At 72.3% G+C, this 26,007-nt stretch carries 17 protein-coding genes; 7 read left to right on the top strand and 10 right to left on the bottom strand.

Annotated elements, in window-relative coordinates:
• Positions 1-2: 2 nt before the first annotated feature.
• The 4 genes from JYK02_RS17550 to JYK02_RS17535 form a co-directional block, all read right to left on the bottom strand.
• Entirely contained in the window at positions 3-2,234 is a 2,232-nt protein-coding gene (locus tag JYK02_RS17550) for a hypothetical protein (RefSeq protein ID WP_207052485.1), read from the bottom strand.
• 106 nt (positions 2,235-2,340) lie between these two features.
• Positions 2,341-3,627 (bottom strand): hypothetical protein, encoded by a 1,287-nt coding sequence (locus JYK02_RS17545; RefSeq protein ID WP_207052483.1) that lies wholly within the window; start codon positions 3,625-3,627, stop codon positions 2,341-2,343.
• 242 nt (positions 3,628-3,869) lie between these two features.
• Entirely contained in the window at positions 3,870-5,384 is a 1,515-nt protein-coding gene (locus JYK02_RS17540; RefSeq protein WP_207052481.1) for an FAD/NAD(P)-binding protein, read from the bottom strand.
• Between the two features lie 138 nt (positions 5,385-5,522).
• Positions 5,523-6,374, bottom strand: a complete 852-nt coding sequence (locus JYK02_RS17535; RefSeq protein ID WP_207052479.1) for a sterol desaturase family protein — start codon at positions 6,372-6,374, stop codon at positions 5,523-5,525.
• A gap of 122 nt (positions 6,375-6,496) precedes the next feature.
• Here JYK02_RS17535 and JYK02_RS17530 point away from each other — a divergent pair, with 122 nt between their 5' ends.
• Positions 6,497-7,162 carry a TetR/AcrR family transcriptional regulator gene (locus tag JYK02_RS17530; protein ID WP_207052478.1) on the top strand — a complete coding sequence of 222 codons (666 nt, stop codon included), beginning with the start codon at positions 6,497-6,499 and terminating at the stop codon, positions 7,160-7,162.
• 16 nt (positions 7,163-7,178) lie between these two features.
• On the opposite strand, the gene JYK02_RS17525 is transcribed toward JYK02_RS17530, so the two are convergent.
• The 3 genes from JYK02_RS17525 to JYK02_RS17515 all read right to left on the bottom strand — a co-directional run bounded on the left by JYK02_RS17525 (position 7,179) and on the right by JYK02_RS17515 (position 11,096).
• Complete coding sequence (locus tag JYK02_RS17525) at positions 7,179-8,156, bottom strand: sensor histidine kinase (RefSeq protein WP_207052476.1); 978 nt, start codon at positions 8,154-8,156, stop codon at positions 7,179-7,181.
• Between the two features lie 318 nt (positions 8,157-8,474).
• Positions 8,475-9,347 carry a hypothetical protein gene (locus JYK02_RS17520; protein ID WP_207052474.1) on the bottom strand — a complete coding sequence of 291 codons (873 nt, stop codon included), beginning with the start codon at positions 9,345-9,347 and terminating at the stop codon, positions 8,475-8,477.
• A gap of 360 nt (positions 9,348-9,707) precedes the next feature.
• A complete protein-coding gene (locus tag JYK02_RS17515) occupies positions 9,708-11,096 on the bottom strand; it encodes a serine/threonine-protein kinase (RefSeq protein ID WP_207052472.1) in 1,389 nt (462 codons plus the stop codon).
• Between the two features lie 260 nt (positions 11,097-11,356).
• Here JYK02_RS17515 and JYK02_RS17510 point away from each other — a divergent pair, with 260 nt between their 5' ends.
• Positions 11,357-13,621 (top strand): PAS domain S-box protein, encoded by a 2,265-nt coding sequence (locus tag JYK02_RS17510; RefSeq protein WP_207055167.1) that lies wholly within the window; start codon positions 11,357-11,359, stop codon positions 13,619-13,621.
• Positions 13,618-15,435: an OPT/YSL family transporter gene (locus tag JYK02_RS17505; protein ID WP_207052470.1), complete on the top strand. Its 1,818-nt coding sequence runs from the start codon at positions 13,618-13,620 to the stop codon at positions 15,433-15,435. The genes JYK02_RS17510 and JYK02_RS17505 overlap by 4 nt, the downstream gene beginning before the upstream one ends.
• 22 nt (positions 15,436-15,457) lie before the next feature.
• Here the strand turns inward: JYK02_RS17505 and JYK02_RS17500 are convergent, their stop codons facing one another.
• Positions 15,458-19,378, bottom strand: a complete 3,921-nt coding sequence (locus tag JYK02_RS17500; RefSeq protein WP_207052468.1) for a protein kinase domain-containing protein — start codon at positions 19,376-19,378, stop codon at positions 15,458-15,460.
• 354 nt (positions 19,379-19,732) lie between these two features.
• On the opposite strand from JYK02_RS17500, the gene JYK02_RS17495 reads away from it, so the two are divergent.
• Positions 19,733-21,301 (top strand): Tox-REase-5 domain-containing protein, encoded by a 1,569-nt coding sequence (locus tag JYK02_RS17495; protein WP_242588784.1) that lies wholly within the window; start codon positions 19,733-19,735, stop codon positions 21,299-21,301.
• 36 nt (positions 21,302-21,337) lie between these two features.
• On the top strand, positions 21,338-22,072 hold the full coding sequence (locus JYK02_RS40425) for an immunity 52 family protein (protein ID WP_347402514.1): 735 nt from the start codon (positions 21,338-21,340) through the stop codon (positions 22,070-22,072).
• A 57-nt stretch (positions 22,073-22,129) separates the two neighbouring features.
• Here the strand turns inward: JYK02_RS40425 and JYK02_RS17485 are convergent, their stop codons facing one another.
• Positions 22,130-23,659 (bottom strand): Do family serine endopeptidase, encoded by a 1,530-nt coding sequence (locus JYK02_RS17485; protein ID WP_207052464.1) that lies wholly within the window; start codon positions 23,657-23,659, stop codon positions 22,130-22,132.
• Positions 23,660-24,067: 408 nt separating this feature from the next.
• Between JYK02_RS17485 and JYK02_RS17480 the strand changes: the two genes are divergently transcribed.
• Both JYK02_RS17480 and JYK02_RS17475 read left to right on the top strand, forming a co-directional pair.
• On the top strand, positions 24,068-24,529 hold the full coding sequence (locus tag JYK02_RS17480; RefSeq protein WP_207052462.1) for a response regulator: 462 nt from the start codon (positions 24,068-24,070) through the stop codon (positions 24,527-24,529).
• A gap of 59 nt (positions 24,530-24,588) precedes the next feature.
• Positions 24,589-25,392: a glutaminyl-peptide cyclotransferase gene (locus JYK02_RS17475; RefSeq protein ID WP_207052460.1), complete on the top strand. Its 804-nt coding sequence runs from the start codon at positions 24,589-24,591 to the stop codon at positions 25,390-25,392.
• A gap of 11 nt (positions 25,393-25,403) precedes the next feature.
• Here JYK02_RS17475 and JYK02_RS17470 read toward each other — a convergent pair whose 3' ends face one another.
• The gene (locus JYK02_RS17470) at positions 25,404-25,940 is read right to left on the bottom strand and encodes a metal-dependent hydrolase (RefSeq protein ID WP_207052458.1); all 537 of its coding nucleotides are present in this window, start codon (positions 25,938-25,940) and stop codon (positions 25,404-25,406) included.
• Between the last annotated feature and the right edge of the window lie 67 nt (positions 25,941-26,007).

The following is a 26,007-nucleotide window of genomic DNA, read 5'->3' as shown; positions in this document are numbered from 1 at the left end:
TTTCAGGCCCGCGACTTGCTGAAGACGATGCTGGCGCCCGTCCCCGGCACCGTCACGGTGAAGGTGCGCTCCACGGTGGCCAGGCCGTTGCCGCTGCGCGCCGCCAGCTCCAGGAAGAACGCGCCCGTGGCCTTCAGGTGGAAGGACTGCGCCCAGGACTGGGACAGCGCCTTGAACGCGTCCTTGAAGACGGACGACGAGCGCTGCTCGCTGTTGCGCAGGTCCAGGAGCCCCGCGCGCAGGTCGCGCCACTTGGACACGGTGCCGGGGTTCTTCTGGATGATCTCCGCGAACGTCAGCATTCCGTTGCCCAGTTGCCCTTCGATGTACGCGAACTGTCCGACGAGCGGGTTGTTCTTCAGGTTCGCGGCGGCCGTCCGGGCGGCGTCGGCGGCGGACCAGTTCTGCTCCAGGTACGCCTTCCACAGGGGGGCGTAGACGGACTCGCGCACGGCGGGGCGGTCGCGGCACGGCACGCCGTACCAGGGCAGGGCGCGGGCGAGCGCGCGGGCGAAGGCGGAGTGCGCGTCCGGGTCCGCCGCGTGGTCGATGACGTCGCGCAGCGTCCGGTTGTCCAGCTTCAGCTCCACGCGCGTCTCCACCTCCTTGCCGCCGGCCGCGTCGCGGATGCGCTGGAGGACCTGCTCCTCCTCGGCGTCGTCCAGCGCGCCCCAGATGATGGCCTCGTCCACGGCCTGGCGCAGCTCGTCGCCGGACAGCTTGCGCGCGTCACGGGCCAGCAGCAGGTAGAGTCCCAGGTCGAAGTCCGCCACGGTGGGCGACTTGCGGAACTCCGCCATGTCCGCCTTGAAGTCCGCGGTCCAGCGCATGTACGGCGTGAGCAGCGCGCCGCTGTAGCCGCGCACGCCCAGGAACGAGATGCGCTGGGGCGCCTCCTTCTCCAGGCTGTTGCGCTGCACCACCTGGGTGAGCTCGCGCGTGTCGTTGCCGCCCAGCGCCCACTTGCCCAGCTTCAGGGAGAAGCCCCAGGCCTTGGACTCCTTGTTGACCTCCTTCAGCAGGCACTGCTCCAGCACCATGCCCTCGGACTGCATGCGCTGCATGGCGCCGTCCATCCGGCCCGACACCAGCAGCGGGTGCAGCGCGCGCGCCTGGGCGTCGGTGCACACGGTGGACAGCAGCGTCGTCTGCTCGCGCAGGCGCAGGTATTCGTAGCGGAAGCCCAGCTCGAACTTGGACTCGGCCAGGGCCTGGACGCGCGTGCGCACGTCCGTGCGCAGCTTGTCCCACTGCGTGCGCAGCGCGGTGGTGTTGGCCTCCAGCTCCCCGAAGCCCAGCCGGTCGAGGACGAGGCGCAGCGCCTTCGCCTCGATCTCCGACAGCTTGTGCGCCTCCAGCTTCGTCATCAGGGACTCGAACTCCGCCAGCGGCACGGACAAGAGCCCTTCGAGGACCTGCTCCACCTGGGTGACGAGCGCGGCCGGGTCGGTGAGGCTGGCCTCCACGTGGAGGCTGGCCGTGACGCCGGCCTCGCGCGCCACGACCTTCTTCACCTGCACGCGCACCTGGCCCGCGGCGGGGCGGGAGAAGACGACGGCGTAGTCGTCCACCACCTTCACCCTGGCGGACACGGTGGCGCCCGCCTTGGCCTCGAAGGCGAGCAGGGTGCTGGCGGACAAGAGCTTCGTCAGCGTCTGGAGGTTGGAGGTGTAGACGTCCGTCCAGTCCAGCGTCGCGGTGACGGACAGCTCGCCGCGCGCCTGGAAGGCGATGGCGTCCCCCACGCCCAGCTTGTCCAGCGACGACGTGAGCAGGGGCAGCCGCAGCTCGGGCGCGTCCTCCTTCAGCGCGTCGCGCGCCTTCATGTCCTGCGGGTGCCGGTGGTAGTCCGCCAGGAGCACGCGCACGTCGCCGTTGGCCGCGAGCGCCACGTAGGGCAGCGGGAAGCCGACCTCCGCCTTCACGCGCGCCTCCACCCCGTACTTCAGCCACGCGTTGTCGCCGCCGTAGACGAGCGCCGGGCCCAACTGCTCCTTCGCGTCGCCGGGGGCCTCGCCCACCACGCCCGCCGCGTCCACGTCCGCCGGGGCGTCATAGCCTTCGATGAAGCCGCGCGCGGACACGTCGAACGCGAACGTCAGGGGCCCCAGCTTCTCTCCCGCGGGCAGCGCGTAGCTGGCGGTCGGCAATTCCACGCGGATGTCCGAACCCTTGAGGGGTGCATCCGGCAGCACCTTCGACACTTCGTCCAGCAGCGCCAGCTTCCACGACATGACGGCTCCCTCCCACGACGTCCACGGAAAGGCCGCATCCTACCTCGCCGCTCCGACGTGGGAGGCCGGACGTGAAGCGGGCACGGGCGACCCACCAGGGAGGCGGTCAGGGCACGTCGTGGACCTGCTGGAGCGCGGGCGGCCCGTCCGCCTTCACGACCAGGGGGTCGGGCATCAGCCCCTGCACGCACGAGCGGATGTGGGCCCGGGTCTCGTCCACGGGCTTGAGCACCAGCGACGTCGTCCGGGTGGGGAGCACGCGCGGCCACTGGCCTGTCTGCGCGTGGGCCACGTCGGCCTCCGTCAGGGCGATGAGCGCCTCCGTGCGCAGCGCGCGCAGGTCCAGCGCCTCCACGTCCTCGGGCGACAGGCGCACCGACGGGGCCTCCGCCTGACGGAAGAGTTCCCCGCCCTTGCGCGCCTCCAGCGCCGCCAGCGAGCGTCGGCGGTCGTCGGCCGGTTGATCCACCACGGCGAGCAGCCGGTCCGCGTCCTCCACCCACTGCCGCCACTGGATCCGGCGCGACAGGGGGCCGGGCAGCGGGGGCGCGTCGAACCATGCGGCCGGAAGTGCGGCGCGGGCTTCGTCGGAGAGCAGGTCGCGGAAGGCGTGGAGCTGTGCGGCGACGGCCTCTTCGTGCAGCGTCAGGGACACCGGCGGGAAGCCCTCGTGCAGCCGGGTGAGCTGCGAGAGGGCCTGGCGCTTGCGGATCAGCGAGGCCGCGTCGAGCGCGTCCGCGCAGGCCCGCCACGCGCGGGCGAAGCCGTCCGCGGACAGGCGCAGTCCCACGAGCCCACCGCCCAGGGCCAGCTCCCGGCTGAGCGCGAGCGTGTCCACGCACGTGTCCACCGCCGCATCGGCTTCCCCCCGCGCGACGAGCAGCCGCGTCTCCAGCGCCGCCACGTCCAACACGTGGCGCAGGGCCTGAAGCAGCGCGTCCCGCCGCGACGTCTCCGGCCCGGACAGCGGGCGCAGGTCCTCCGGCAGGCCACCGGACTCCGCATGGGTGGCGGCGAGCACCCGACGCATCAGCGGACGGCCCTGCTCCAGGGCCTCGCGCAAGGACGCGGGGAGGTCCGTCACCGGAGTGCGCCCCTCAATCACCGCCTCGAGCGTCACCGCCTCCGCCGCGCTGGGGACCGGCGCTTCCCGGGCCTGCTGGAGGAGCGCGGGCAGCAGGGACACCACGGCCTCCCCGAAGGCGCCGGGCCGCGTGGCGGTGACATGCGCCGGACGCGGGTGCTCCGCGTGCGTCAGCGTGTCCACCTCACGCAGCAGCCGTTGCTCCAGCGCGTCGGTGCGCAGGTGCTGGTACGCCAGCGCCCCAGCGCTCACGAGGACGGACAGGGACACGCCTCCCATGAGGGCGGCGAGGGGGCGCTTCAGGGCCATCAGGATGGGACTCCAGGAGGGGGACCCGGAATGTCGCACGAAACGCCGGAGCCCCACAGCCTCCCTCGGAGGGGAGCCGTTGTCCGGCGAGCGAATCACCCCACTCCGGTCATCGGGCCTGTCAGGTCCTCTACCAGGCGACTACCCCCGAGGGCACACGTCCGGCGGCCCGGTGGGCGAACGTGTCCTGTGCGAGCCGCGAGACCCACGGACGGCGCCGGGCTCGCGGAAGGTGCGCGCGCTCAGGGCGACGCGGCGGGAACCGGCTCGGACGTCGCGGTGCGGGACACGCCCAGCAGGCGCAGCAGGTGGTCTGACAGGTCGCGGGCCTGGGAGCGGATCTCCGGCACGGCGGTGGTCTCCCAGAGGTCGCCCCGGCGCGGCGGGCCCAGCGTGAAGAGGTGGGCGGACGGCTGGCCGCGCGCGTCCAGCACCTCGCCATCGGGTGCCGTCGCCAACCCGATGCCCAGCGCGTCCGCGCGCGCCTGTCCCGCCTCCAGCAGCCCGCGCAGGACGGGCTGGCTGCGCGAGGCCGGGCTCGCCTCGGGGCCGGTGCAGTTGATGACGTGCTGCACGCGCAGCACCTGGGGCTCGCGCTCGCCCCGGCGCCGCAGGCGGACCGCCACCGCGTCCGGCTCCAGCTCGAAGCCGAGCACCCGGGCCGCGTGGAGCGCCAGCCGCCCGTCGCGCCGCCACGCATCCAGTGCGTCGTTTATCTCCGGCGCCATGCGGTGGCGGTGCACCTCCCAGTACGCCCGCAGGTGGCGAAGGAAGCGCCGCCGCTCCGTCTCCGACAGCCGCTGCCACAGGGGCGTCGTCACCGGCCGCAGCGCGTCCACCGCCGCGCGCCAGTCCGCGCCCGCGGCCGTCTGGGCGTCGACCTCCTGTCGCATCGCGTGCAGCACGTCGCGGATGCGCAGCGTGCTGAACGGCACCACGCCCGCCGCGGAAGGGGACGCGGTCTCCGCGTCGCGACAGCGGTCCATCTCCCGGCGCACCGAGCGCAACAGCTCGCGGATGCGCAGGGGCTCCGCCGCGGCGGGCGTCTTCGCGCCGTGCGCGCGGTGCGGGTGCGGCAGCAGGCCGTGCCGGGACAGCGCGTGCACCGTGCCCTGGTGGCCGCGCTCGCCCAGCGACAGCACCGTGTCCACCATGGTGAGCGCCGTGCCGATGAGCAGCACCGACTCCCCGGCGCCAATGCCCTCCAGCGCCCCGGGCACCCACGGCGAGCGGTGATAGCGGGGGCTCGCGTACAGCCCGCCGTCCGGCACGCGCAGGTCCGCGGGCAGCGCGTTGCCCAGCGCCAGCACCACCGTGCGCGCCTCCAGGGTCGCGCCGCTCGCGAGCGACACCTTCACGCCGTCCGCGGTGTCCACCACCGCCGTCACCTCGTCGCGCGGCGTCTCCAACTGGACGCCCGGCGCGGCCCGCGCGGCGGACTCCTTCAGCACGGACTCAAGATACTGGCCATAGCGGCGGCGCTCGGCGAACGCGGAGGGCGGCGTGTCCGGTGACTCCACGCGCAGCCAGCGCAGGAAGTGCTCCGGATCCTCGACCCAGGCGCTCATGCGGCCGGCCGGCACGTTGAGCAGGTGACGCGCGCTGGCCGTCGAGTACGCGACCCCCCGCCCCAGGCGCTCTCCCCGCTCCACGAGGGCCACGCGCAGGGGCGAACGGGCGCCCCGCAAGAGACAGGCCGCGAGCAGCGTTCCGCTGGCGCCCGCGCCGATGATGATGACGTCCTGCCGGGAGTTCACCGCTCGATTCTAGGGCCGGGCCCCCCGGATGCCATCCCTCCCGGGGGCAGTCCTCCGCGCGGACTGTCCGTCGGCCCACGGCTCCTGGCTGCTCCCGAGCCTCGGGGCCCACCGTGGGACGGCGGGGCGTGCCGGACCTCAGAGCGCCTGGTGGGCGTCCGGCACCTGGGGCACCGCGGGCAGGGAAGGGGCGGGGGGAGGAACCGCCAGCCGCTCCCCGATGCGCGTGAGCCCCTCGCCATCGCGAGCGCGCGCGTGCACGAGCGGATAGTCCGGAAACGCGGTGCCCAGCCACCGGTCCAGCACCACGGTGAAGAGCCCGTAGTGCCCCTGGTAGCGCGCATGGTGCAGCGCGTGGAACGTGGGGGTGAAGAGGACGCGGCCCACCCAGGACGTCACGAAGCGCTTCGGCAGCCACTCCGTGTTGCCGTGCCCGAAGGCGTTGAGGACGTAGTTGGTCAGCATGTAGGCCAGGACGCCCAACTGCGAGCCCGGCATCAGGTGCATGGCCGCGAAGTGCAGGCTCAGCCCGCCGCCCAGCAGCACCACCCGCTCCGCCGCGGAGAACGACAGCGCGGTGAGCGGATCCGTCACCTGCGCCACGTGATGCTGGGCGTGGAAGCGGTAGAAGCGCGGCAGGTGCAGCAGCCGGTGCGTCACGTAGAACCACACCTCGAAGCCCACGAACATCCACGCGTAGGACCAGAGCGCCGTGGACAGGCTGAACGGCGCCATCAGCGGCCCGGTGAAGGCCCGGAAGGTCGCGAGGAGCACCGCGTCCGTCAGCACCACGACCCCCGCCGCGAGCAGTTCGCTGCGCAGCTGCCCCTTGGACAGCTCCCGCCGGAACACCCGGAAGCGCTCCGCCAGCCGCGTGCGCCACACCAGCCACCCGCCCACCACCGTCAGCAGCTTGAGGGTCCCGCTGATGAGCAGCACCAGCAGGAACAGCAGGGGCAGGGACGGATTCTCGGGCAGCAGCATCAGCATCACGAACCTCGCGAAGGCCAGCCGTACACCCCATTGATAGTGACGACCCGGGGCTATTGTCAAATCTGACAATAGTGACATGCGCGTTGATGGGCGGGGTGCGGTGGCTAGGATGGGCCGCGATGGCACCCCGGCGTCCCGCGAAGCCCGCAGCACCCCGCAAGCGGCGCACGCCAGAAGAGGCACGCGAGGCCATCCTCCAGGCCGCCGAGCCGCTGCTCGTGGAGCAGGGGCCGGACCGGGTGGGGCTCCAGGCGGTGGCGAAGGCGGCGGGGGTGAGCCATGCGCTCGTCACGCACTACTTCGGCACCTACGAGGCCCTGGTGCGCGAGGTGCTCCTGCGCCGCAACGAGCTGCTGGCGGCGTCCTTCCGGGAGCAGTTGCTCACGCTGGACACGCCGCCCAGCGCTGGAGCGCTGCTGGAGCGCTTCTTCACCATCGTGCAGCAGGGGCAGCACAGCCGGCTGATGGCCTGGGCGCTGCTCACCGGGCGCACCGAGCACATGCCGCTGGCGAGCGCGCAGGGCCTGCGGCTGCTGGCGGACGCGCTGGAGTTCCAGGCGGGCCGCGTGGCGGAAGCGCAGGGCACGACCGCGCCGTCGCGCGACGCGGTGGACATGACGCTGGTCGTGGCGCTGTGCGCGTCGCAGTGGTTCATGCTCGGGCGGGAGGTGCTGCTGCCCGTGCTGGGCCGCCCCGTGGACGCGGCGTCGGACGCGCTCTTCCGCGACGTGCTGGGCGGGATGCTCCAGGGGGCGCTTGGCGTGAAGCCGCCCGGCGGAGGCTGAAAGGGGGGGCGCCGTTTCAGGTCCAGTCGGCCTGCGAGCGCGGCGACTGCACGAAGGCGCCCGCCACCGGCAGCGACACGCGGAAGACGCTGCCCCGGCCGGGCGTGCTCTCCATGGTCAGCGTGCCGCCCAGCGAGGTGACGATGCCATGGCACACCGCGAGCCCCAGCCCGGTGCCCACGCCCAGCGGCTTGGTGGTGAAGAAGGGGTCGAAGATGCGCTCGCGGTGCTCCGGCGCGATGCCGCAGCCGGTGTCGCGCACCTCCACCAGCACGTGGCCTGGCTCCCCGGGGCGCGCCACCACGCGCACCTCGTTTCCCTCCGCGTTGCCCGGCGAGATGGACTGCGCCGCGTTGAGCAGCAGGTTGAGGAACACCTGGCCCAGCCGCGAGCCGTTGCCCTGCACCGGCGGCACGCCGTCGCACTCCACCACCAGCCGCGCGCGGTGCCGCAGCTCGTGCATGGCCATCTTCGCCGCCGTGCGCACCACCGCGGCCAATTCCGCGGGCCCGCTGCCCACGTCCTCCGCGCGCGACAGCGTCTGCAGGTCGCGCACGATGAGCCGGATGCGCTCCGCGCCGTCGCGCGTCTCCGCCAGCGCTTCCAATATCTCCTGCCGGTCCTGCTCCGACAGGCGCTCCTTCTGCTGCAGCTCCTGGTGGATGTACTCCAGGTTGCTGAGGATGAAGGCCAGCGGGTTGTTGATTTCATGTCCCACGCCCGCCGCGATGCGCCCCAGCGCGATGAGCCGGTCCGCGAAGAGCAGCTGGGTCTGTGTCGCGTGCAGCTGCTCCAGGCTGCTGGACAGCTTCGCGTTGGCGGCCTCCAGCGCCGCGGTGCGCTCGCGCACCGTCTCCTCCAGCAGCCGGTTGTCCGCGCAGGGCGTCTCCACGGCGCACCGGCTCTTGGGACCCAGGCGCTCGAAGGCCTGACGGAGCATGCCCCGCCGCCGCGTCATCGCCGCCAACCGCCCGACCTTCGCTCGTAACGTCATCGCGGCCCGCTCCACCCGACTCCATCCGCGGCCGTCACCGCTCCTCGTCGCGGTGGTCCCTACCCCCGGGCCCGGCCTGTGCTGTGGAGGGCCATCCAACACCGCCGCCCCTTGCCCGGCAAGGTGCGCGCGAGTGCGTGATGCCTTCGAGCGGACACCGCCCGGATTCACGTCCCGGCTGTCATTTTCCACTGGGGGATTCGGGCGCGCGGAGGAACCCACCGCACGCCCGGATGCTTCTGGACACGTGGCCCTCGGTGGGGGCCGAGGCCGTCCATGTCCAGCACTTCACCACCTGTTCAACAGGTGCCGCGGGTCTCAGGCACCGCAGTCCGCGCGGCAGCTGTCCGCCGTCGTCCCCGAGCCCGCATGCTCGGTGAACTGGCACACGCCGTCGCCGCAGCGGAACAGCTCCGTCGGCTGCACGCGCGTGGTGATGGCCGGGTACGTCTTCCCGTTGTACGTGCACTGCGTGTAGTAGGGCTGGCTCGGGTCGCTCTTGGTGCAGAACTGCGAGCAGCTGCCGATGTTGGTGATGGGCGCGCAGGTGTCCGCGCTCAGCGTGAGGCCGCACGCACGCGTGGAGCTCTCCGCGCTGCTGAAGTCGCGATCACGCGCCGCGAACAGGCCGTCGCTGGTGAACAGGTTGCCGAAGAAGCAGCCCTCCTTCGCGCTGAACTGCGACAGCTCCTCGGCGGAGTAGGGGACCGCCGCGCCCTGCGCCGTGCGGCCCAGCACGGACAGTGCGATGTGCAGGCCGTACTTGTTGGCGTGCGCCGCCAGGCACGCGCTCACCGACTGCTGCTCCAGCACCGTCGCGGGACTGCCGGACGCCCAGCCCGGCGCCAGGCCCAGGCTGCCCTGCCACGTGTACTTCGCCCCCGTCGTCGGCGACTGGAAGGTGCGCGTCTGGCCCGCGGGCACCGCGCACTTCACGATGTACGCCATCAGCGTCGGCGCCGTGTCCGCGTTCTGGTTGAACCAGTCGTTGAAGCCGTTCGTGGACAGGCCGTTCGTGGACAGGCCGTTGGTGGAGAGCCCGTTGGTGGAGAGCCCGTTCGTGGACAGGCCGTTGGTGGACAGACCGTTGTCCACCTGCTGCGCCTGATCCGCCGAGGCCAGGTCCGCCTCCAGGGCGTCCCCCGGCATCGCGCCGCCACAACCCACGAGGGCCAGCAGCGCCCCCGTCATCAACGCCGCCTTCAGGGGTTGGCGTGAGGCAACTCGGTTCCACCACTCGCTGCATCCACTTCCAGGCCGAAAAGCAGGGGTGAGGCGCATGTAGGGGGCTCCCGCTCGAGGGGGGAAGTCGGAGGTCCGACTTCCAGAATGTCAGGCAGTCCAGGCTTTCAGCCAGAAAGGTGCTGAAACTGTCAGACAGGGGAATCGTGACGGATTCAGGATCGAAAAGAAATACGTCTTCGTCAAAAAATTATTGTGTGGGTCCAATTCTCACGGAGCCAGACGTGTGCCGATGAAGGGCATGGAACCACAGGCCTGTAGCGGATGCGGCGGAGGGAGAGGAGGGGGACGGGGGACGGCGGGGACGACTCACTGCGGGGGAGGACCTTCGAGCAGCTGCGCGGCGGGACGGGTGATGGCGAAGCCACCGGGGTCCCTTACGTTCCAGGTTGCCACATGCGTGACCGGGCCGCCTACCACCTCGGCCTCCCCGGCCTCGCCGCGCGTCTCCGCCTCGCCATGGTGGATGCAGAGGTGGACGCGGGCCTGGGCGGACTCCGCCAGCCGCTGGGCCTCCGCGTGCAGGTCGCGCAGGGCCTGAAGCGTCTGGGCGGGCGTGGTGTCAGCGGACAGGGGCCGCACGCCCAGGAGCGTGGTGCCCGTCTGGAGCGCCAGGAGGAAGCCCTCCGCGCGCAGCCCCTGCTCCAGCGTGTCCAGCACGCCCGCGAGCGCGGCGTACAGCGTGTCGTCGTCCTGGTCCATGGAGGGCAGCACCACCTCCGCGTTCACCGCGATCACGGCGCGCGTCTGGCCCTCCACCTGGCCGGGCTCCTCGGCGGCCTCGCGCAGGGCGGTGAGGAAGGCGTTCACGCTGGGGTAGCGGCGGGTGGCGTCCTTGTCCAGGCAGCGCAGCACCACCGCGTCCATGGCAGGGGACACCGGCGCGCGCACGCTGGGGCGCGGCGGCGGGGCCTCCAGGTGCATCCGCTCCAGCTCCAGCCGGTCATCGGACTGGAACGGGTAGCGGCCGGTGAGCAACTGGTAGAGCAGCACGCCCAGCGCGTACACGTCCGTGGGCGGCCCGATGCGTCCGCCCCGGAACTGCTCGGGCGCCATCGCGTGCGCGGTGCCCAGGCGCTGGCCCGCGGTGGTGAGCCCCTCCTGGCCGGGCTCCTGCTGGATCAGCTTCGCGATGCCGAAGTCGAGCAGCTTCAGCCGGGGCTTCTCCCCCTCCTCCACGACGAGGATGTTGGAGGACTTCAGGTCGCGGTGCACGACGCCCGCGCGGTGCGCCGCCTCCAGCGCGCCGCAGATGGGCTCCAGGTACGCCAGCGCGCGGGACGCGGACAGCCGCCCGCGCTCCTGCACCACCTGGCTCAGGGTGCGCCCGGAGAGCAGCTCCATCACGTAGTAGGGGCTGCCGTCCGGCATCAGCCCGAAGTCGTAGACGTCCACGATGTTCGGGTGGTGGATCTGATTGACGACGCGCGCCTCGCGCACGAAGCGCTGGAGCATCTCCCCCTGGTCCGCCAGGTGCGAGTGCAGCACCTTCACCGCCGCGTGCCGCCCCAGGATGCGGTGCTCCGCCTCATAGACGCTGCCGTGGCCGCCGGCGGCCAGCATGCCCTTGAGCACGTACTCGCCCGCGAGCGTGCCCGGCCCGCGCTCGGGACGGAGGGGTGTGTCGTGCGCCTTGTCCTGGGCGTTCGCGGCCGCGCGCGCCTGGATGCGGAAGGTGCTCTCGGAGTCCGCCGCCATGAATGCCCCGCACCCTACCATCCACGGGGTGGGTCGCGAGTACCCATGCCTGGTGGCTCCCCTGCCTGCCTGTCTGCCCGTTCACCAGGAGTCATGCTGGCTGCCCTGGAGGTGTAGGGACGTTCATTGGAGGCCGTTGGGGTATGGTTGCGGTCCGGGCCAGGACTTCGGGCCTGCACGGAGCACGGCGTCATGCACGACAGGCGGCGAGGACATGGCCGGCCCGAGCGCAGGGGAACGCCAGGGGGCTGGCATACATGATGACGTTGGTGGACGAGCTCACGACCTGCGCGGGCCAGTCGATGACGGCCCCGTCCTCGACCGGGGCGTGCCTCATCCTCATCAGCACCACCACGCCGGCGGCCATCGGCAAGGCGTACAAGCTGGAGCCGGGCGAGCACGTCATCGGGCGCGGCTCGGAGGCGGAGGTGCGCATCGACGACCACGGGGTGTCGCGCAAGCACGCGCGCATCCTGCGCAAGCCGGACGGCTCGTGCCTCGTCACCGACCTGGAGTCCACCAACGGCACGTTCCTCAACGGGCTGCCGGTGTCCACCGCGGAGCTGCAGGAGGGCGACCGGCTCCAGGTGGGCACGGTGACGGTGTTCCGCTTCTCCCGGCGCGAGGTGCTGGAGCAGCGCGAGGAGCAGCTGCGCCAGGCGCTGTCCGCCGCGCGCGTGGGCATCTGGGACTGGAACGCGAAGAGCGGGCAGGTGACGTGGAGCGAGCACGTGGACCGGCTCCTGGGCCTGGCGGTGGGCAAGCTGTCCGGCCGCGCCATGGACCTGGAGGAGGTGGTGCACCCGGCGGACCTGCCCCGGCTGCGCGCGGGCCTGGCCACGGCGCTCCAGCAGCGCTCGCAGGTGGACGTGGAGTACCGCATCGAGCCCCCGGGCAGCGGCTTCCGCTGGATTTCGTGCAAGGGCGACGTGCTCCTGGACGCGGCGGGGCAGCCCGCGCGGGTGACAGGCACGGTGATGGACATCACCGCGCGCAAGCAGGCGGAGCAGGAGCTGCACCGCCAGGCGCTCATCTTCGAGAGCATCTCCGACGGCGTCGTCATCACGGACCTGGCGGGTGGCGTGATTGACTGGAACACCAGCGCGGAACGGATGTTCGGCCGAAGCCGCAAGGAGGCCATGGGGCAGACGCTCTTCAGCGTGCTGCACCCGGGTGAGCCGGACCGGCTGACGGGCGCCATCCTCACCGCGCTGGAGGTGCACGGGCGCTGGAGCGGGGAGCTGGAGTTCCGCCGCGCGGACGGCATGGCGTGCGTCTGCGAGTCCGTGGTGGTGCCGCTGCGCGACGCCGAAGGGCGCGTCATCGCGAACATCATGGTGCACCGCGACCTGAGCGAGCGCCGGCAGCTCCAGGCGCGGCTGGTGGTGGCGGACCGGCTGGCCAGCGTGGGCACGCTGGGCGCGGGCGTGGCGCACGAAATCAACAACCCGCTGGCGTACATGCTGGTGAACCTGCACCTCATCCGCGAGGGGCTGGAGAAGCTGGAGGCTCAAGGAGCGCCGTCGCAGCCGGTGGCCTCCATCCAGCAACTGGTGCGTGAGACGACCGAGGGCGCGGAGCGCATCGCGACCATCGTGCGGGACCTGAAGGTCTTCGCGCGGGGCGAGCAGGAGTCGCGCCCCATGCCGGTGGACGTGCGCCGCTCGGTGGAGCTGGCGTGCAAGATGGCGGACAACGTCATCCGCCACCGCGCGCGGCTGGTGACGGAGTTCGAGCCGGTGCCCGCGGTGGAGGCGAGCGAGGCGCGGCTGTGCCAGGTGTTCCTCAACCTGCTGCTCAACGCGGCGCAGGCCATCCCGGAGGACCCTTCCTCCGTCACCGAGCACGAGATTCGCGCCATCATCCGTCCGGGCGAGCCGGGCAAGGTGGTGGTGGAGGTGCGCGACACCGGCGTGGGCATGACGCCGGAGGTGCTGGGGCGCATCTTCGACCCGTTCTTCACCACGAAGGCGGTGGGCGTGGGCACGGGGCTGGGACTGTCCATCTGCCACGGCATCGTGGAGTCCATGGGCGGCTCCATCCACGCGGAGAGCACGCCGGGCCAGGGCAGCACGTTCCGCGTGGTGCTGCGCTCGGCGGCGCACGAGGTGGACCCCTATCCCCGGCTGTCGGCGACGGCGCCGGCGGGGGCGCGGGCGCGCATTCTGGTGGTGGATGACGAGCCGAACGTGACGGTGGCGCTGCAGCGCTCGCTGGCGACGGAGCACGAGGTGTCCACGGCGAACAGCGCGCAGGCGGCGCTGCGGCTGGTGAACGAGGGCGGCCGCTTCGACCTCATCCTCTGCGACGTGATGATGCCGGGGATGACGGGCATGGACCTGTACTTCGAGCTGGGGCGCTCGGCGCCGGAACAGGCGGGGCGCATGGTGTTCATGACGGGTGGCGCGTTCACGCCGCGCACGACGTCGTTCCTGCGGGACGTGCCGAACCTCAAGCTGAGCAAGCCGCTGGACCTGGCGCAGCTGCGTGAGCTGGTGGGACGCTCGGCGGAGGCGTCACGATGAGCGCCTCCCCCGGTCACCCCGCGGCTCCTCCCGAGGTCGCGGTGGGACCGGTGGAGCCGGTGCCCGTGACGGCGGCGGAGCTGGGGCTCGCGGGGCCGGCGGCCTCCCAGGGCCGGGAGTGGACGGCCCGGTCGCTGGGGATGGGGTTGCTCATCGGCGCGCTCTTGGCCGTCACCAACCTCTACATGGGGATGAAGACGGGCTGGTGGGACTCGGGTTCCATCACCGCGACGGTGCTGGGCTTCAGCGGCCTGGCGGCCTATGGGCGCAGGCGGGGCGTGCCGTACACGCCGCTGGAGAACAACCTCACGCAGACGGCCGCGTCCGCGGTGGGCGCGATGCCCGCGTCGGCGGGGCTGCTGGGCGCGCTGCCGGCGCTGGCCCTGCTGGGCACGGGCGTGCCGGGCTGGGGCATCGCGGCGTGGGGCCTGGTGCTGGGCGTCGTGGGCGTGCTGGTGGCGGGACTGTTGCGGCGGCGCCTGCTGGAGCAGGAGGCCCTGCCGTTCCCCACGGGTATCGCCACGGCGGAGCTGATTTCGACGCTGCACGCGGCCACGCCCACGGAGGCGCAGGGCACGCCCGCGAGCCGGGGCCGGACGCTGCTGGGCGCTGGCGTGGTGGCGATGGTGCTCACGTGGATGCGCGATGCGCGCGGGTGGCTGCCGGGGATGGTGGCGCTGCCGGGCCGCGTGGGCGGCGTCCCGCTGGAGTCGCTGACGTGGGGCGTGGGGATGAGCCCCATGCTCCTGGCCGTCGGGATGATGACGGGCCTGCAGCTCGCGCTGAGCATGTTGCTGGGCTCGGGGGTGGCGTGGGGCGTGCTCGCGCCGTGGCTCGTGGACACGGGTGGGGTGGCGACGGCCGCGTACGAGCCGCTGTCCTCCTGGCTGATGTGGCCCGGCGTGGGCCTGATGGTGGGCGCGTCGGTGGTGTCGCTGCTGGCGCAGGCGAGGGACTTCCTGGGCGCGGCGAAGGACCTGCGCTCGGTGGGCGCGAGCCGCAGCGGGATGCCCCGGTGGAGCCTGGGCGTGGCGGCGGTGGCGTGCGTGCTGGCGGTGGTGCTGGGCGGGGTGCTGTTCGGGCTGGGCGTGCCGTCGATGCTGCTGGCGCTCGCGCTGGTGGTGCCGCTGTGCGCGGTGTGTGCTCGCGGCGCGGGGCAGACGGACGTGTCGCCGGTGACGCAGATGGGGAACCTCACGCAGGTCGTCTTCGGCGCGCTGCGGCCCGGGACGCTGTCGGCCAACGTGGCGGCGGGCTCGGTGGTGGCGGGCGCGGCGGCGCAGACGGGCGTGAGCCTGTGGTCGCTGAAGGCGGGGCACCTGCTGGGCGCGTCGGCGTCGAGGCAGCTCGCCGCGCAGCTGGTGGGCGTGGTGGTGGGTGCGGTGGTGACGGTGCCGGCCTACCTGCTGCTGGTGGATGCGTACGGGGTGGGAACGGCGGTGTTGCCGGTGCCCGCGGCCGCGCAGTTCCGGGCGGTGGCGGAGGTGTCCGTGCGAGGACTGGCGGGCCTGCCGCCCTACGCGGGCTGGGGCGCGCTGGTGGGCTGCGCGGTGGGAGCGCTGTTGACGCTGGCCGCGAGGGGCCGGGCGGCACGGTGGCTGCCGTCGCCGGTGGCCATGGGCATCGGCTTCATCACGCCGGCCTACTTCGCGGTGACGCTGTGCCTGGGCGCGGGGCTGACGGCGCTCGCGCGCAAGTGGTCGCCCAAGGCCACGGATGCGCACGTGCCGCCGCTGGAGTCCGGAGCGCTGGTGGGCGAGTCCCTGATGGGGCTCCTCATCGCCGCGACGACGGCGCTCTCCCGGTCGGCGTAGGGCTCAACGGAGGACGTGCGCGCTACGCCGCGGGCGTGAGGTCCCGCACGCGCTCCAGCGAGCGGCGGATGCGGTCCTCCATCAGGTTCGGCACGTGGGCCGCGCGGGCCAGCGCCTCACCGAGCGCGAGCATCGCCTCCGCGAAGTCGCCCCTGCGCCACGCCGCGAGGCCCATCATCTCCAGCACTTCCAGCGGCTCCTGCTCCACGGAGGCCTGGGCGGAGCGCTCGCGCAGGGCGTGCCACTCCTCCGCGGTCGCGTCCCTCGCGGACAGCTCCACCATGGAGAAGAGCACTTCTTCCGACGGGCTCAGGTTCACGCCGTGGCGGTTGTTCGCCATCGTCTGCCGCACCTGCTCCAGCAGGTCGCGCGCCCGGTCATGCCGGCCCGTCCACGCCATGGCCCGCGCCTGGAGCAGCAGCGCCCACGGACGGTGCGCCACCTCCGGATGCCGGCGCTCCAGCACGATGGCCCGCGCGATGTGCGGCGCCGCCGCCTCCACGTCGCCCGCCTGGTAGTACAGCTCGCCCATGTTGTGCTCGGCGAAGTACTCCCAGCCCACCACGCCCAGCTCGCGCCCCAGTTGCATGAAGCGCTCCTGGTCCTTCAGCGCGTGCGTCAAATCGCGGCGAGCCACCCACAGGTTGCGGCGGTTGTTGATGGCCGAGCCCAGGTGGAAGCGGTCTCCGCGCTCCGTGCACGCGCTGATGACCTCGTCCATCACGCGCTCGGCGCCGTCGATGTCGCCCAGGTTCGGCAGGATGACGGCCATCAGGAGCAGCGCCACCACCAGCGTCTCGTAACCCGCGTCACCCAGCTTGCGCGCCCGCTCCGCCGCGGCCTCCAGCGGCATCAGCGCGTCCAGCCACTCGCCCTTGCGGAACTGCGCGCGGCCCAGCGCCAGCAGCAGCCGCGCCTGGACGTAGGGCGACGTCACCGTCTCCGCCAGTTGCTGCGCCTCCTGGGCCCGCGCCTCGCTGCGCGCGTAGTCGTTCACCCAGTCGAGCGCCATGGCCTCGTCGAGCAGCAGCTCCACCTCCGCGCGCGAATCCCCCAGGCCCCGCGCCCGCTCGCGCGCGATGGCGAAGTCCGTGAGCGAGTCCTCGTACCGGCCGATGCGGTAGCGCATCAGGCCGCGACCCCGCAGCGCCGTGAGCCCGCGCAGCTCGTCCTCGGGCTCGATGAGCTCCAGGGCGCGCGTGTACATGGCCTCCGCGTCGAGGAACGCGTGACGGCCGCGAGCGGACTCCGCCAGGTCGATGGTCAGCGCCGCCGCCTCGTCCCGCAGGCCCGCCGCCGCCGCGTGCAGCGCCAGCCGGGCCAGCCGCTGACGCTCCTGCGCGCCGGCGGGACTCAGGTAGTGGCGGTACGCGGCGCGGTGGATGCGCGCCTTCTCCTCGGCGGGGAGGCCCGCGACCACGGCCTCGCGCACCAGCTCGTTGCGGAAGCTCAGGCCCTCCAGCCGGTGCTCCACCAGGAGCCCCGAGTCCAACAGCCGCCGCGTCGCATGGCCCACGTCCAGCGGGAACTGCGCCGCGGCGCCGTCGCGCTCCAGCTCCCGCACCACGCCGTCCGCCGCGGTGGCCGTGAAGGTCGCGCCCAGGAGCGCGCACAGCCGGGCATGCGCGGCGAGCGCCGGAGGCAACGCGCCCAGTTCTCGGTCCGCCAGCCACTCCACCAGCCGCAGCTCCGGCACGCGGTCCAGCTCGTCCGTGACGAGGTACCAGTTGCCGCCCGGCGACCGCTGCCGCACCAGCCCCTGACGCTTGAGGCCGCGCACCAGCTCCACCAGGAACAGGGGCACGCGCTGCGCGCGCTCGACGATGCGCTCCACCGCCTGCGCGGGCACGTTCTCCACCGGCTTGAGCAGCGTGCGGCACAGGGCCTGCGCGTCGCCCGGAGACAGGCCGGACAGGGGCAGGTCCAGCTGGCGCGCGGCGCGGGCGCCCCATGCAGGGCGGCTCAGCTCGAAGCCCGGACGCACCAGCACGCAGACCCAGAGGGGGACGCTCGTCTCCGCGAGCGCCGCGTACTCCAGCGCGTCCAGCGCCGTCTCCTCGGCGAAGTGCGCGTCGTCCACGATGAGGCACAGCGGCCGTTCGCGGGCGCTCGCCGCCAGCAATTCACCCGTGGCGCGCAGGGCCAGCGAGCGCAGCGCACCCGGAGCCGCGGCCCAGCTGTGCAGCTCCGGCCCGCCCGGCGCGTACCACCCGAGCGTCGCGGCCACGCCCGGCCACAGCTCCATGCCCAGCCGGGTCCCCAGCCGGTCGAGGATGGCGGTGCGGCCGTCCTCCTGCGTGTCGGTGTCGTCGCGGTCGAAGCCGTGCAGCGCCACGCGCAGGAGCGTGCGCAGCGTGCCTTCCGGATCGCCCTGCACGGGCTCGCGCGAGCGCATGGAGTAGACGCGCGCGTGCGGCAGCGCGGCCCGCAGGCGCAGGCTCAGCGTGGAGGACAGGTGGCTCTTGCCGTGCCCCCGGTCGCCGCGCACGGTGACGATGGTGGGCGCCGCGTCCGACACCGCGGAGCGGGCGCTGTCCAGCAGTTGCTCCAGCTCCGCGTCGCGGCCCACCAGCATCGCGCTGCCCAGCTGGAGCACGGTGACGTCCGGCCGGGGCGCGGCGCCGGAGGGCGCGGGGCGCATCACCCCGGAGCGCCCGGGCACCGGCAGGCACGGCACCTCCGGCACGGCCTCCGCGGCGGCGGGAGAGAGCAGGGGGCCTCGCAGCTCCGCCACGTGGGGATAGCGGTCCTCGCGCGCGAAGATGGCGCCCAGGTAGCGGGGCGCGCCGTCGCGGCGGCGCTGCACGGTGACGGTGGCCACGTCCACGAGCGCGGCGGGGGCGAGTCCCCGCTCGGCCAGGCCCTCGGCGGCGCGCAGCGCGCGGCGCACCGGGTTCTCTCCCACGTCGGGGTCGAAGACGCCCGCGAAGCGCTCGCCGTCCGTGAAGGCCATGTGGCCTCCGTAGGCGGCCAGGGCCTTCTGCACGGCGACGGGGTTCGAGCGCGACGAGGTGAAGAACAGCACCGCCACGGAGCGGCGCGTCTGCGCGGGGCGCACCTCGGGCAGCAGGGTGAGCCGGGGCGCGGGCTGCACCGCGGACTGGCCCGCGTGGTCCAGCGCGGCGCGCAGCGCCTGGGCCACGGTGGCCGCGTCGCGAGGACGGCGCGCGGGCTCCTTGGCCAGACAGCGCAGCACGACCTCCTCCACCGGCGGCGCCACCGGGGCGAACTCCGACGGAGGCGGCGGCCGCAGCGACAGGTGCGCCTGGAGCACCTCCGTGAGCGAGCCGAAGAAGGGCGGCCGGCCGGTGATGAGCTCGTAGAGGATGATGCCCAGCGCGTACACGTCCGTGCGCGCATCCAGGGCCGCGTGACCGGCGCACTGCTCGGGCGCCATGTACTCGGCGGTGCCGGCGAAGGAGGACGGGTCGCCGGGCGTGCCGTCGTCGGCGAGCGTGTCGGGCGCCGGACGCTGCACCAGGCCGAAGTCGAAGACGCGGGCGCGGCCGTGGGCGTCGTCCAGGAAGACGTGCTCGGGCTTGAGGTCGCAGTGCACCAGTCCGTGCGTGTGCACGACGGCCACCGCCTCCAGGAGCGCGCTGGCGCGAGGCCAGAACTCCTGCGGCGACATGGGCCCGGACACCTGCGCCAGCCAGTCCGCCAGCGTGGGCAGCGGCACGTACTCCATGGCGACGAAGCGCTGGCCACCGGGCAGCGTGCCGGTTTCGTGGAGCGCGGGCACGGTGGGCGGCCCGATGACGCGCAGGGCCTCCGCCTCGCGGGCGAGCTGCGCCTCCGCGAGCGCGATGCCAGGACGCGCCAGCTTCAGCGCGATGCGCTCACCCTCGGTGCCGTCGGCGGAGCGCTTGTGGGCGGCCAGCAGCACGCCAAAGCCTCCGCGAGCGATGACCTTCTCGCAGCGGTAGCCCGGAACGTCGGGCACGACGAGCGAGGCATCGGACGGCGGAGCGGTGGGAGGCAGGACGCCGGGCGGGCACGGCGCGTGAGAGCCCTCCCAACGCCGCCCGCATGTGAGGCAGCGCGGCACGGGCAGCACTCTACGCCAGCGCCCCTGTGATTTCCGAACCCCTGGGAGCGGTCAAACGACGGACGCGTGAAGCACCTGTCAGAAGTCCGTCCATGTCCGGAAAGCCTGCGGGCGAATCGCGTGACACCGGACATCCAGGGCAGACAGCAGGTCAGCGGGTCGCCCGTGCACCCGCCGCGTCATTTCGCACCGCGTCGCATCCAGGATGTCAGGACTCCCTGCTAGCCCTGTTCAACAGGAGGAACGGGGATGAGAGGAATTCAGGCACTGCGTGGCGGGGAATGGGTCCGGCGCGCATGGCCAGGCCTGGTGCTCATCGCGGGACTGGTGGGCTGCGCGGGAGGGCGTGCCCGTTCCCTGCCGGTGGGGTTGCAGGGGTATGCGCGCTACCACAGCGCTTCGCCCGCGCCGCTGCATGGGGATGCGTTCGCGGGGGCAGGCGGCACGGTCGGGGATGACGTTCCCGCGCGGCTGCCTCCGGGGACGGTGCTCATCGGGAGCGTGGAGGAGCGCACGCGGCAGGCCATGGAGCTGGGCCTGCTGGAGGTGGATGCGTTCGAGCAGTTGCTGCTGCGCGCCGGGCTGGAGGACCTGCCAGTCCGCCGCAATCCGTTCACCCCCGAGGACGCGGTCGAGGTGCTGAACCGGCTGATGGAGGAGCCGGTGACGCCAGGCACCTATCCGCCGCGCATGGCGGCAGGCCTCCTGCTGCGCGAGGTGTTGGAGGGAGGTGAGGTGTCGCGTGAGGCGCTGGTGCAACGGACGGAGCGATTCGTCCGGGAGCAGGTCGCGGTGCTGCGGCCGGACGGGTACCTGGCCTGGGCGCTGGATGGGCACACGCAGCAGAAGGTGGGGCCCGTGCAGTGGCGCGATGGAGCCTTTCGCGCGGGCAACTTCGAACTGGGCCGCTTCTACAGCGGCAGGGGCGGTGTCTTCCGTCACGTCGATGCGCGGTTGAGAGCATCGGACTGGAGGCCGCTCGCGGAGGTGTACGACGACGCGGACGTCATCGGCCGCTCGCTGGATGGCGCGGAGGACGCGTTCGTGGAGCTGTACCACGGCCTGGGACAGCTCCTGTCCCATCCCACGGACAGCATCGCGAACCTCCGCCATCTCCCCGAGGGTGTTGCGACGCTGATCACGTCATCGCCTGAGTACTGGGAGCGCTTCCGCTACATGACGGAGGGCGAGCAGATCCGCGAAGCCGCGCGGCTGACCACGAACGTCCTCATGCTGTGGGGCACGGCATCCGCGACGACGCGAGCCGTGGCGAGCGTGGAGGCCACGGTGCCCGTGCTCGCGGTGTCCGCGGAGGGCCTGCTCAGTGTCGAGCGTGTCGCGGTCCCCGTGGGCCGCGCGACGGCGGCGCTGAGCGGAGGACCCGGCGCGGCCGTCATCCTCCAGAAGGCCAACGCGAAACCAGCTCCGGACGAGCCAGGGAAGTGGGCCCCCACGAAGGAGTCCATGTCCGACCGGGCCCGGCGTTACCAGGAGCAGATCTCCGGGCACTCAGCGGACGAGGCGTACTGGGTGGGCAACGTGAAGTTCGACGGGTTCCGGGACGGAGTGCTCCTGGAGGCCAAGGGGCCGGGTTATGCGAACAAGTTCCTCGACGGACTGGACCCGAAACCGTGGTTCAAATCCACAGGGGCAGATGCACTCGCCAATCAGGCGAAACGTCAGACCGAGGCCGTTCAAGGTCTGGGGATTCGCATCGAGTGGCATGTCGCCGAGGCAAAGGCCGCGAATGCCATCCAGAGGCTCCTCAAAAACAAGGGCATTCAAGGGATCCGAATCGTGCACACTCCCGCACGCTAAGGAGGGAGTGCTGTGACCGCCACGGACAGGCCCTGGATGCATCTCGAGACGTACTACGCAGGGGCCTATTGGGGAGCGCGCAGGGAAACGCCTGAAGACTGTGCGCGGCGAACCGCGAGGCTCCTGGAACTGTTGTCTCCGTGCGACCCGTTTCTGGCTCGCTGGTACAAGCTCACGCGGTCTCTCAAGGACGCGCGCAAGTTCCCCCTGATGCCCCCACCGGACATGCCAACGCTCACCGAGATGTTTCGGCGGGGCGTCAACCGCGAGAGGGGGAAGCCGGTCATCGAGCAGCTGGGCTTCAATGTCACCTTTGGTAACGGCGGAGGTGCTTACGACAGCGCAGACCTGAGCATCCTTTGTGGGTGCTACTCCAAAGTCGTTCCCAATAGCTGCGTGCTGAGCCTGCCTACGCTCGGACGAAGTCCGAATGCCGAGCGGGTGATCTCCGCCCCTGTGCTCACGGAGGCTGTACGCAGCATGGCACTGGCCATGGACCCTGACTGGGCCGTGGCCATGTCTCAATCCCACCGGGACATAGAGGATGACGCGCAGGCAAGCCCCTGGGTCGGCTGGGTGACCTACTTCTCCAGGCAGCGAGGCACCGTGCCCCCGCTGCCCGCGCCCGTGCGCATCGAACCCGTGGAGGACAAGGGCACCCTCATCCTCCTGACTCCGGAACGCTTCACCGTGGCGAACCCCGAACACGTGGCGCTGGCGCGTCGCGTGCGCGAGCTGCTCACCCGGGCCGGGCTCCTCACCCCGCGCTGAAAAAACAACGGCGCGCTCACACCCCGGCCGGTGGAGCGCGCCCACACACGTCACGGCCTACCGCTGCGGCACTTCAATCGCTCGCAGCAGCGCTCCGTCCTGTCCAGGCACCCGCGCGCGCAACAGCAGCGCGGAACCGGGCTCCGCGGACGTCAGGGCCTGCGCCGCTTCCGCGACACCGGACACCTTCTGGTCGCCCACCTGCGTGAGCACCATCCCGGGCGCCAGTCCCGCGCGCTCCGCGGCGCTGCCGGACTCCACCGCCACCACCTGCGCGCCGCCGCCGCCGTCCTGCGCCTCCGACAGCCGCAAGCCCAGGCGCTTCGACAGGGGCGCGGGCGTCGTGTCCCGCGGCGTCACTTCCTCTTCACCCTGCTGCGTGGGCCGGGTGCCCAGCTTCACCGGCACCTCCAGCGTCTTGCCGCCGCGCACCAGGCTCACCTTCACCTCGCTGCCCGGCTTGAGCAGCGCCACCGCCCGCGTCAGCGATCCGGCGGAGTCCACCGCGCGCTCGCCCACCGACGTGATGACGTCCTCCTCGCGCAGGCCCGCCTTCGCACCGGGGCCGCCCGCGCTGACGCCGGCCACCACCGCGCCCTTCGCCGCGTCCACGCGCAGCGCGCGCGCCAGCTCCGGCGTGAGGTCCTGCACCGCCAGGCCCACCCAGCCCCGGCGCACCACGCCCGTCTCCTGGAGCTGCGGCAGGAGCGCCTGGATGAGGTTCGCCGGCACCGCGAAGCCGATGCCCGTCGCCCCTCCGATGATGGCCGTGTTCATGCCCACGACCTCGCCCTTCATGTTGAAGAGGGGGCCGCCGGAGTTGCCCGGGTTGATGGCCGCGTCCGTCTGCAGGAAGTCGTCATACGGACCCGCGTGGATGTCGCGTGCCCGGGCGGACAGGATGCCCGCGCTCACGCTCGACGCGAGCCCGAACGGATTGCCAATGGCCATCACGGGGTCGCCCACGCGCAGGCCATCCGAATCCCCCAGCTTCACGAACGGCAGGTTCCCGGACACGCCCTTCAACTGGATCAGCGCCACGTCCGTGAGCGAGTCGCGGCCCAGCACCTCCGCGTCGAACGCGCGCCCGTCCTCCAGCTTCACCCGGACGACGTCCGCGCCCTCCACCACGTGGTTGTTCGTGAGCACCAGGCCGGACGGGTCGATGACGAAGCCCGAGCCCAGCCCCTGCTTCGCGGGTGCGCCGCCCTCGCCGAAGGGGTTCTGCCCGCCCGGGATGCCGAAGCGCTCGGCGAAGCCGGGAGGAAGGCCCTGCATCCTGCCGCCCATCGCGGGCCGGGCGCGGGCCTGCACCTCCACGTTCACCACCGCGCCCTTCACCGTCTCCACGAGCGGCGCCAGTGACATGAGCGCGCCGGGCGACCCCGGCGTGGGCGAATAGACCGCCGGCTCCACCTTCGCGCCCGAGGGCGTGGTGGCCGTCGGCGCGGAGGCCGCCTTGAGCGGCAGCGTGGGGCGGGAGGGAGGAGCCACGTCTGCGGCCGGCTTGCAGGCCCCCAGGGCAACCAGGGGCAGCAGCGTGAGCGCGCGGGCAAGGCGGCGGCGGGACGGAAGGGTGCGGACCATCGTGCGTTCTCCTTGGTGGCGGCCGGAAGCGGGCCTTCCGGACGGAGCGGGAAAGAAAGAGTCGAACCGGATGCGGTGGGCACCCTGGGAAGGAGGCAGCGGTCCCGTTCCACCAGCGACACCGGGAGCCACCGGTGGCCCAGCTGCCTGAAGGGAGCTCTGAGGAAGCCCCGCATCCGGTCCGACGCCAGGACTTCATTGCAGCCCGTGGGCCAACCCCTCCGCACCCCCCTTTCAGAGGGGAGCCCCGCCCCGGAAGGCCTCCGGACGCGGGGCAAAGTGCCCCACCCGGGGCATTTCGCCCGGGGGCGTCGTGCCCCACGCCCCACCGCCACGGCGCCTCCCGGTCATGGCACGGCGGATGCTCATGGAGTGGGACATCCCCTCAACCCTCCAGGAGTCCACGCCATGGTGCACGAGCAGACGGAAGGAGTCGCGCGCGGCGCGGCCTGGGATGACCCCCGCTCCGAGCCCGCCCGGCCCCCGCGCATCCTGGTCGCGGATGATCAGCTGGAGATGCGCACGCTCATCCGCAAGATGCTCGTGCGGCGCGGCTATGAGGTGGTGGAGGCGGCGGACGGGCCGGGCCTGGTGCGCGCCCTCGTGGAAGGGCTGACGGCGGAGGAGTCGCGCGCCCCCGACCTCATCATCACCGATGTGCGCATGCCTGGCTTCACGGGCCTGGAGGTGCTCGCCCGGCTGCGGCGCGAGCAGTGGAACACGCCGGTCATCCTCATCACCGCCTTTGGCGACGTGCAGCTGCACCGCGAGGCCCTGCGCCTGGGGGCCGCCTGCGTGCTCAACAAGCCGTTCGACATGGACGAGCTGCGCGGCGCGGTGGAGGTGGCCCTCGCGGTGACGCGCGAGTGACGCCGCTCCCGGTGATGGCGCGCTAAGGTGGCGCGGTAATGCCTGTCGCAAGGAAGCCCATGCGCCGCCTCCCCTGGTCCCTGTCGTTGTCCCTCCTGTGCATGGCCTGCGCGCCCACGCAGCGCCAGACGCCGGACGCGGGCGCTCCGGAGGTCAAGCCCCAGCGGCTGGCGGCGCGAATCGTCCACACGTATCCGCACGACCCCACGGCCTTCACGCAGGGGCTCCAGTTCCACCAGGGCCAGCTCTACGAGAGCACCGGTGAGAAGGGCGACCTGCGCCGCATCTCGCTGGAGCAGGCGGCGCCCTTGTGGAAGCAGTCCCTGCCGGACGTGTTCCCGGAAGGACTCGCGAGCGACGGCGAGCGGCTGTACCAGCTCACCTGGCAGGACGAGACGCTCTACGTGTGGAACGGCGCACCGCCCGCGCAGGAGAAGCAGGTGTCCTACCCGGGCGAGGGCTGGGGCCTGTGCTACTGGCAGGGCCAGTTGGTGCGCAGCGACGGCACGTCCACGCTGCGCTTCCACGACCCGAAGGACTTCCACGTGAAGTCCCAGGTGCAGGTGACGTTGCAAGGCGTGCCGCAGGAGATGCTCAACGAACTGGAGTGCGCGGAGGACGGCGTCTACGCCAATGTCTGGCACTCCAACACCATCCTGAAGATCGACTACGCGACGGGCCGCGTGCTGGCGGTCATCGACGCGTCCGCGCTGGCGCAGGCGGTGCGCGGGCGCGTGCGCAGCTATGAAGCGGTGCTCAACGGCATCGCGCTGGAGCCCGGCACCGGCCGCATGTTCCTCACCGGCAAGCTCTGGCCCGACCTCTTCGAAGTCACCCTGGTGGGGCCCGCCGCCACGCCGTAGGCCCGACCGCTTCAGCTCGAGCCGGCGTCCCCCTGTCGCGAGAAGCGCCGCCGCACCGTGCGGACCACCTCCGCGTCCCAGCGCGGTGACAGCAGCTCCAGCACGGTCCGCTGGAAGGGCAGGGCGCATGCCAGGCACGCCAGTGTCGCGGCCAATCCGATGAGCGAGTTCTGCCACGAGGCCAGGTTCCACTGGCCCGACCAGGACCACGCCTCCAGGCTCTGCGGCCACAGATAATGGATGGGCCAGCCGGGACCGCTCCCGGCGAGGTCGCACAGCAGATGACCGTGGAATGCAGCCACCGACAGCAGGGCCACGCCCGCTCGCTGCCGCGCCAGCGCCGTGCAGACCGCCAGCGTGACGAGCGCCCCCACGTAGCCATGGAAGATGACGTGGTGATACCGCGAATAGAACTCTTCACCCGCCAGCAATGACAAACCATCCAGGTCCGGCGCCAGTCCCGCGCAGGTGACCAGGAGGCGGTCGCGCCGCTCGCGCAGGCCTTGCGCCAGGAGCCAGGACAGTTCGGCGTGGACGATGGGGCTCATGTGCGCTCCAGCGTAGGTCATTCCGGGGGGCGGGCGAAGGTTCCCGCCCCTGTGCGTTGAGAAGGTG

Origin of the sequence: Corallococcus macrosporus (genome assembly GCF_017302985.1) — a bacterium.
GTDB lineage: Bacteria > Myxococcota > Myxococcia > Myxococcales > Myxococcaceae > Corallococcus > Corallococcus macrosporus_A.
The sequence above is the reverse complement of the archived record's forward strand: the minus strand, read 5'-3'. Positions and strand labels throughout refer to the sequence as shown.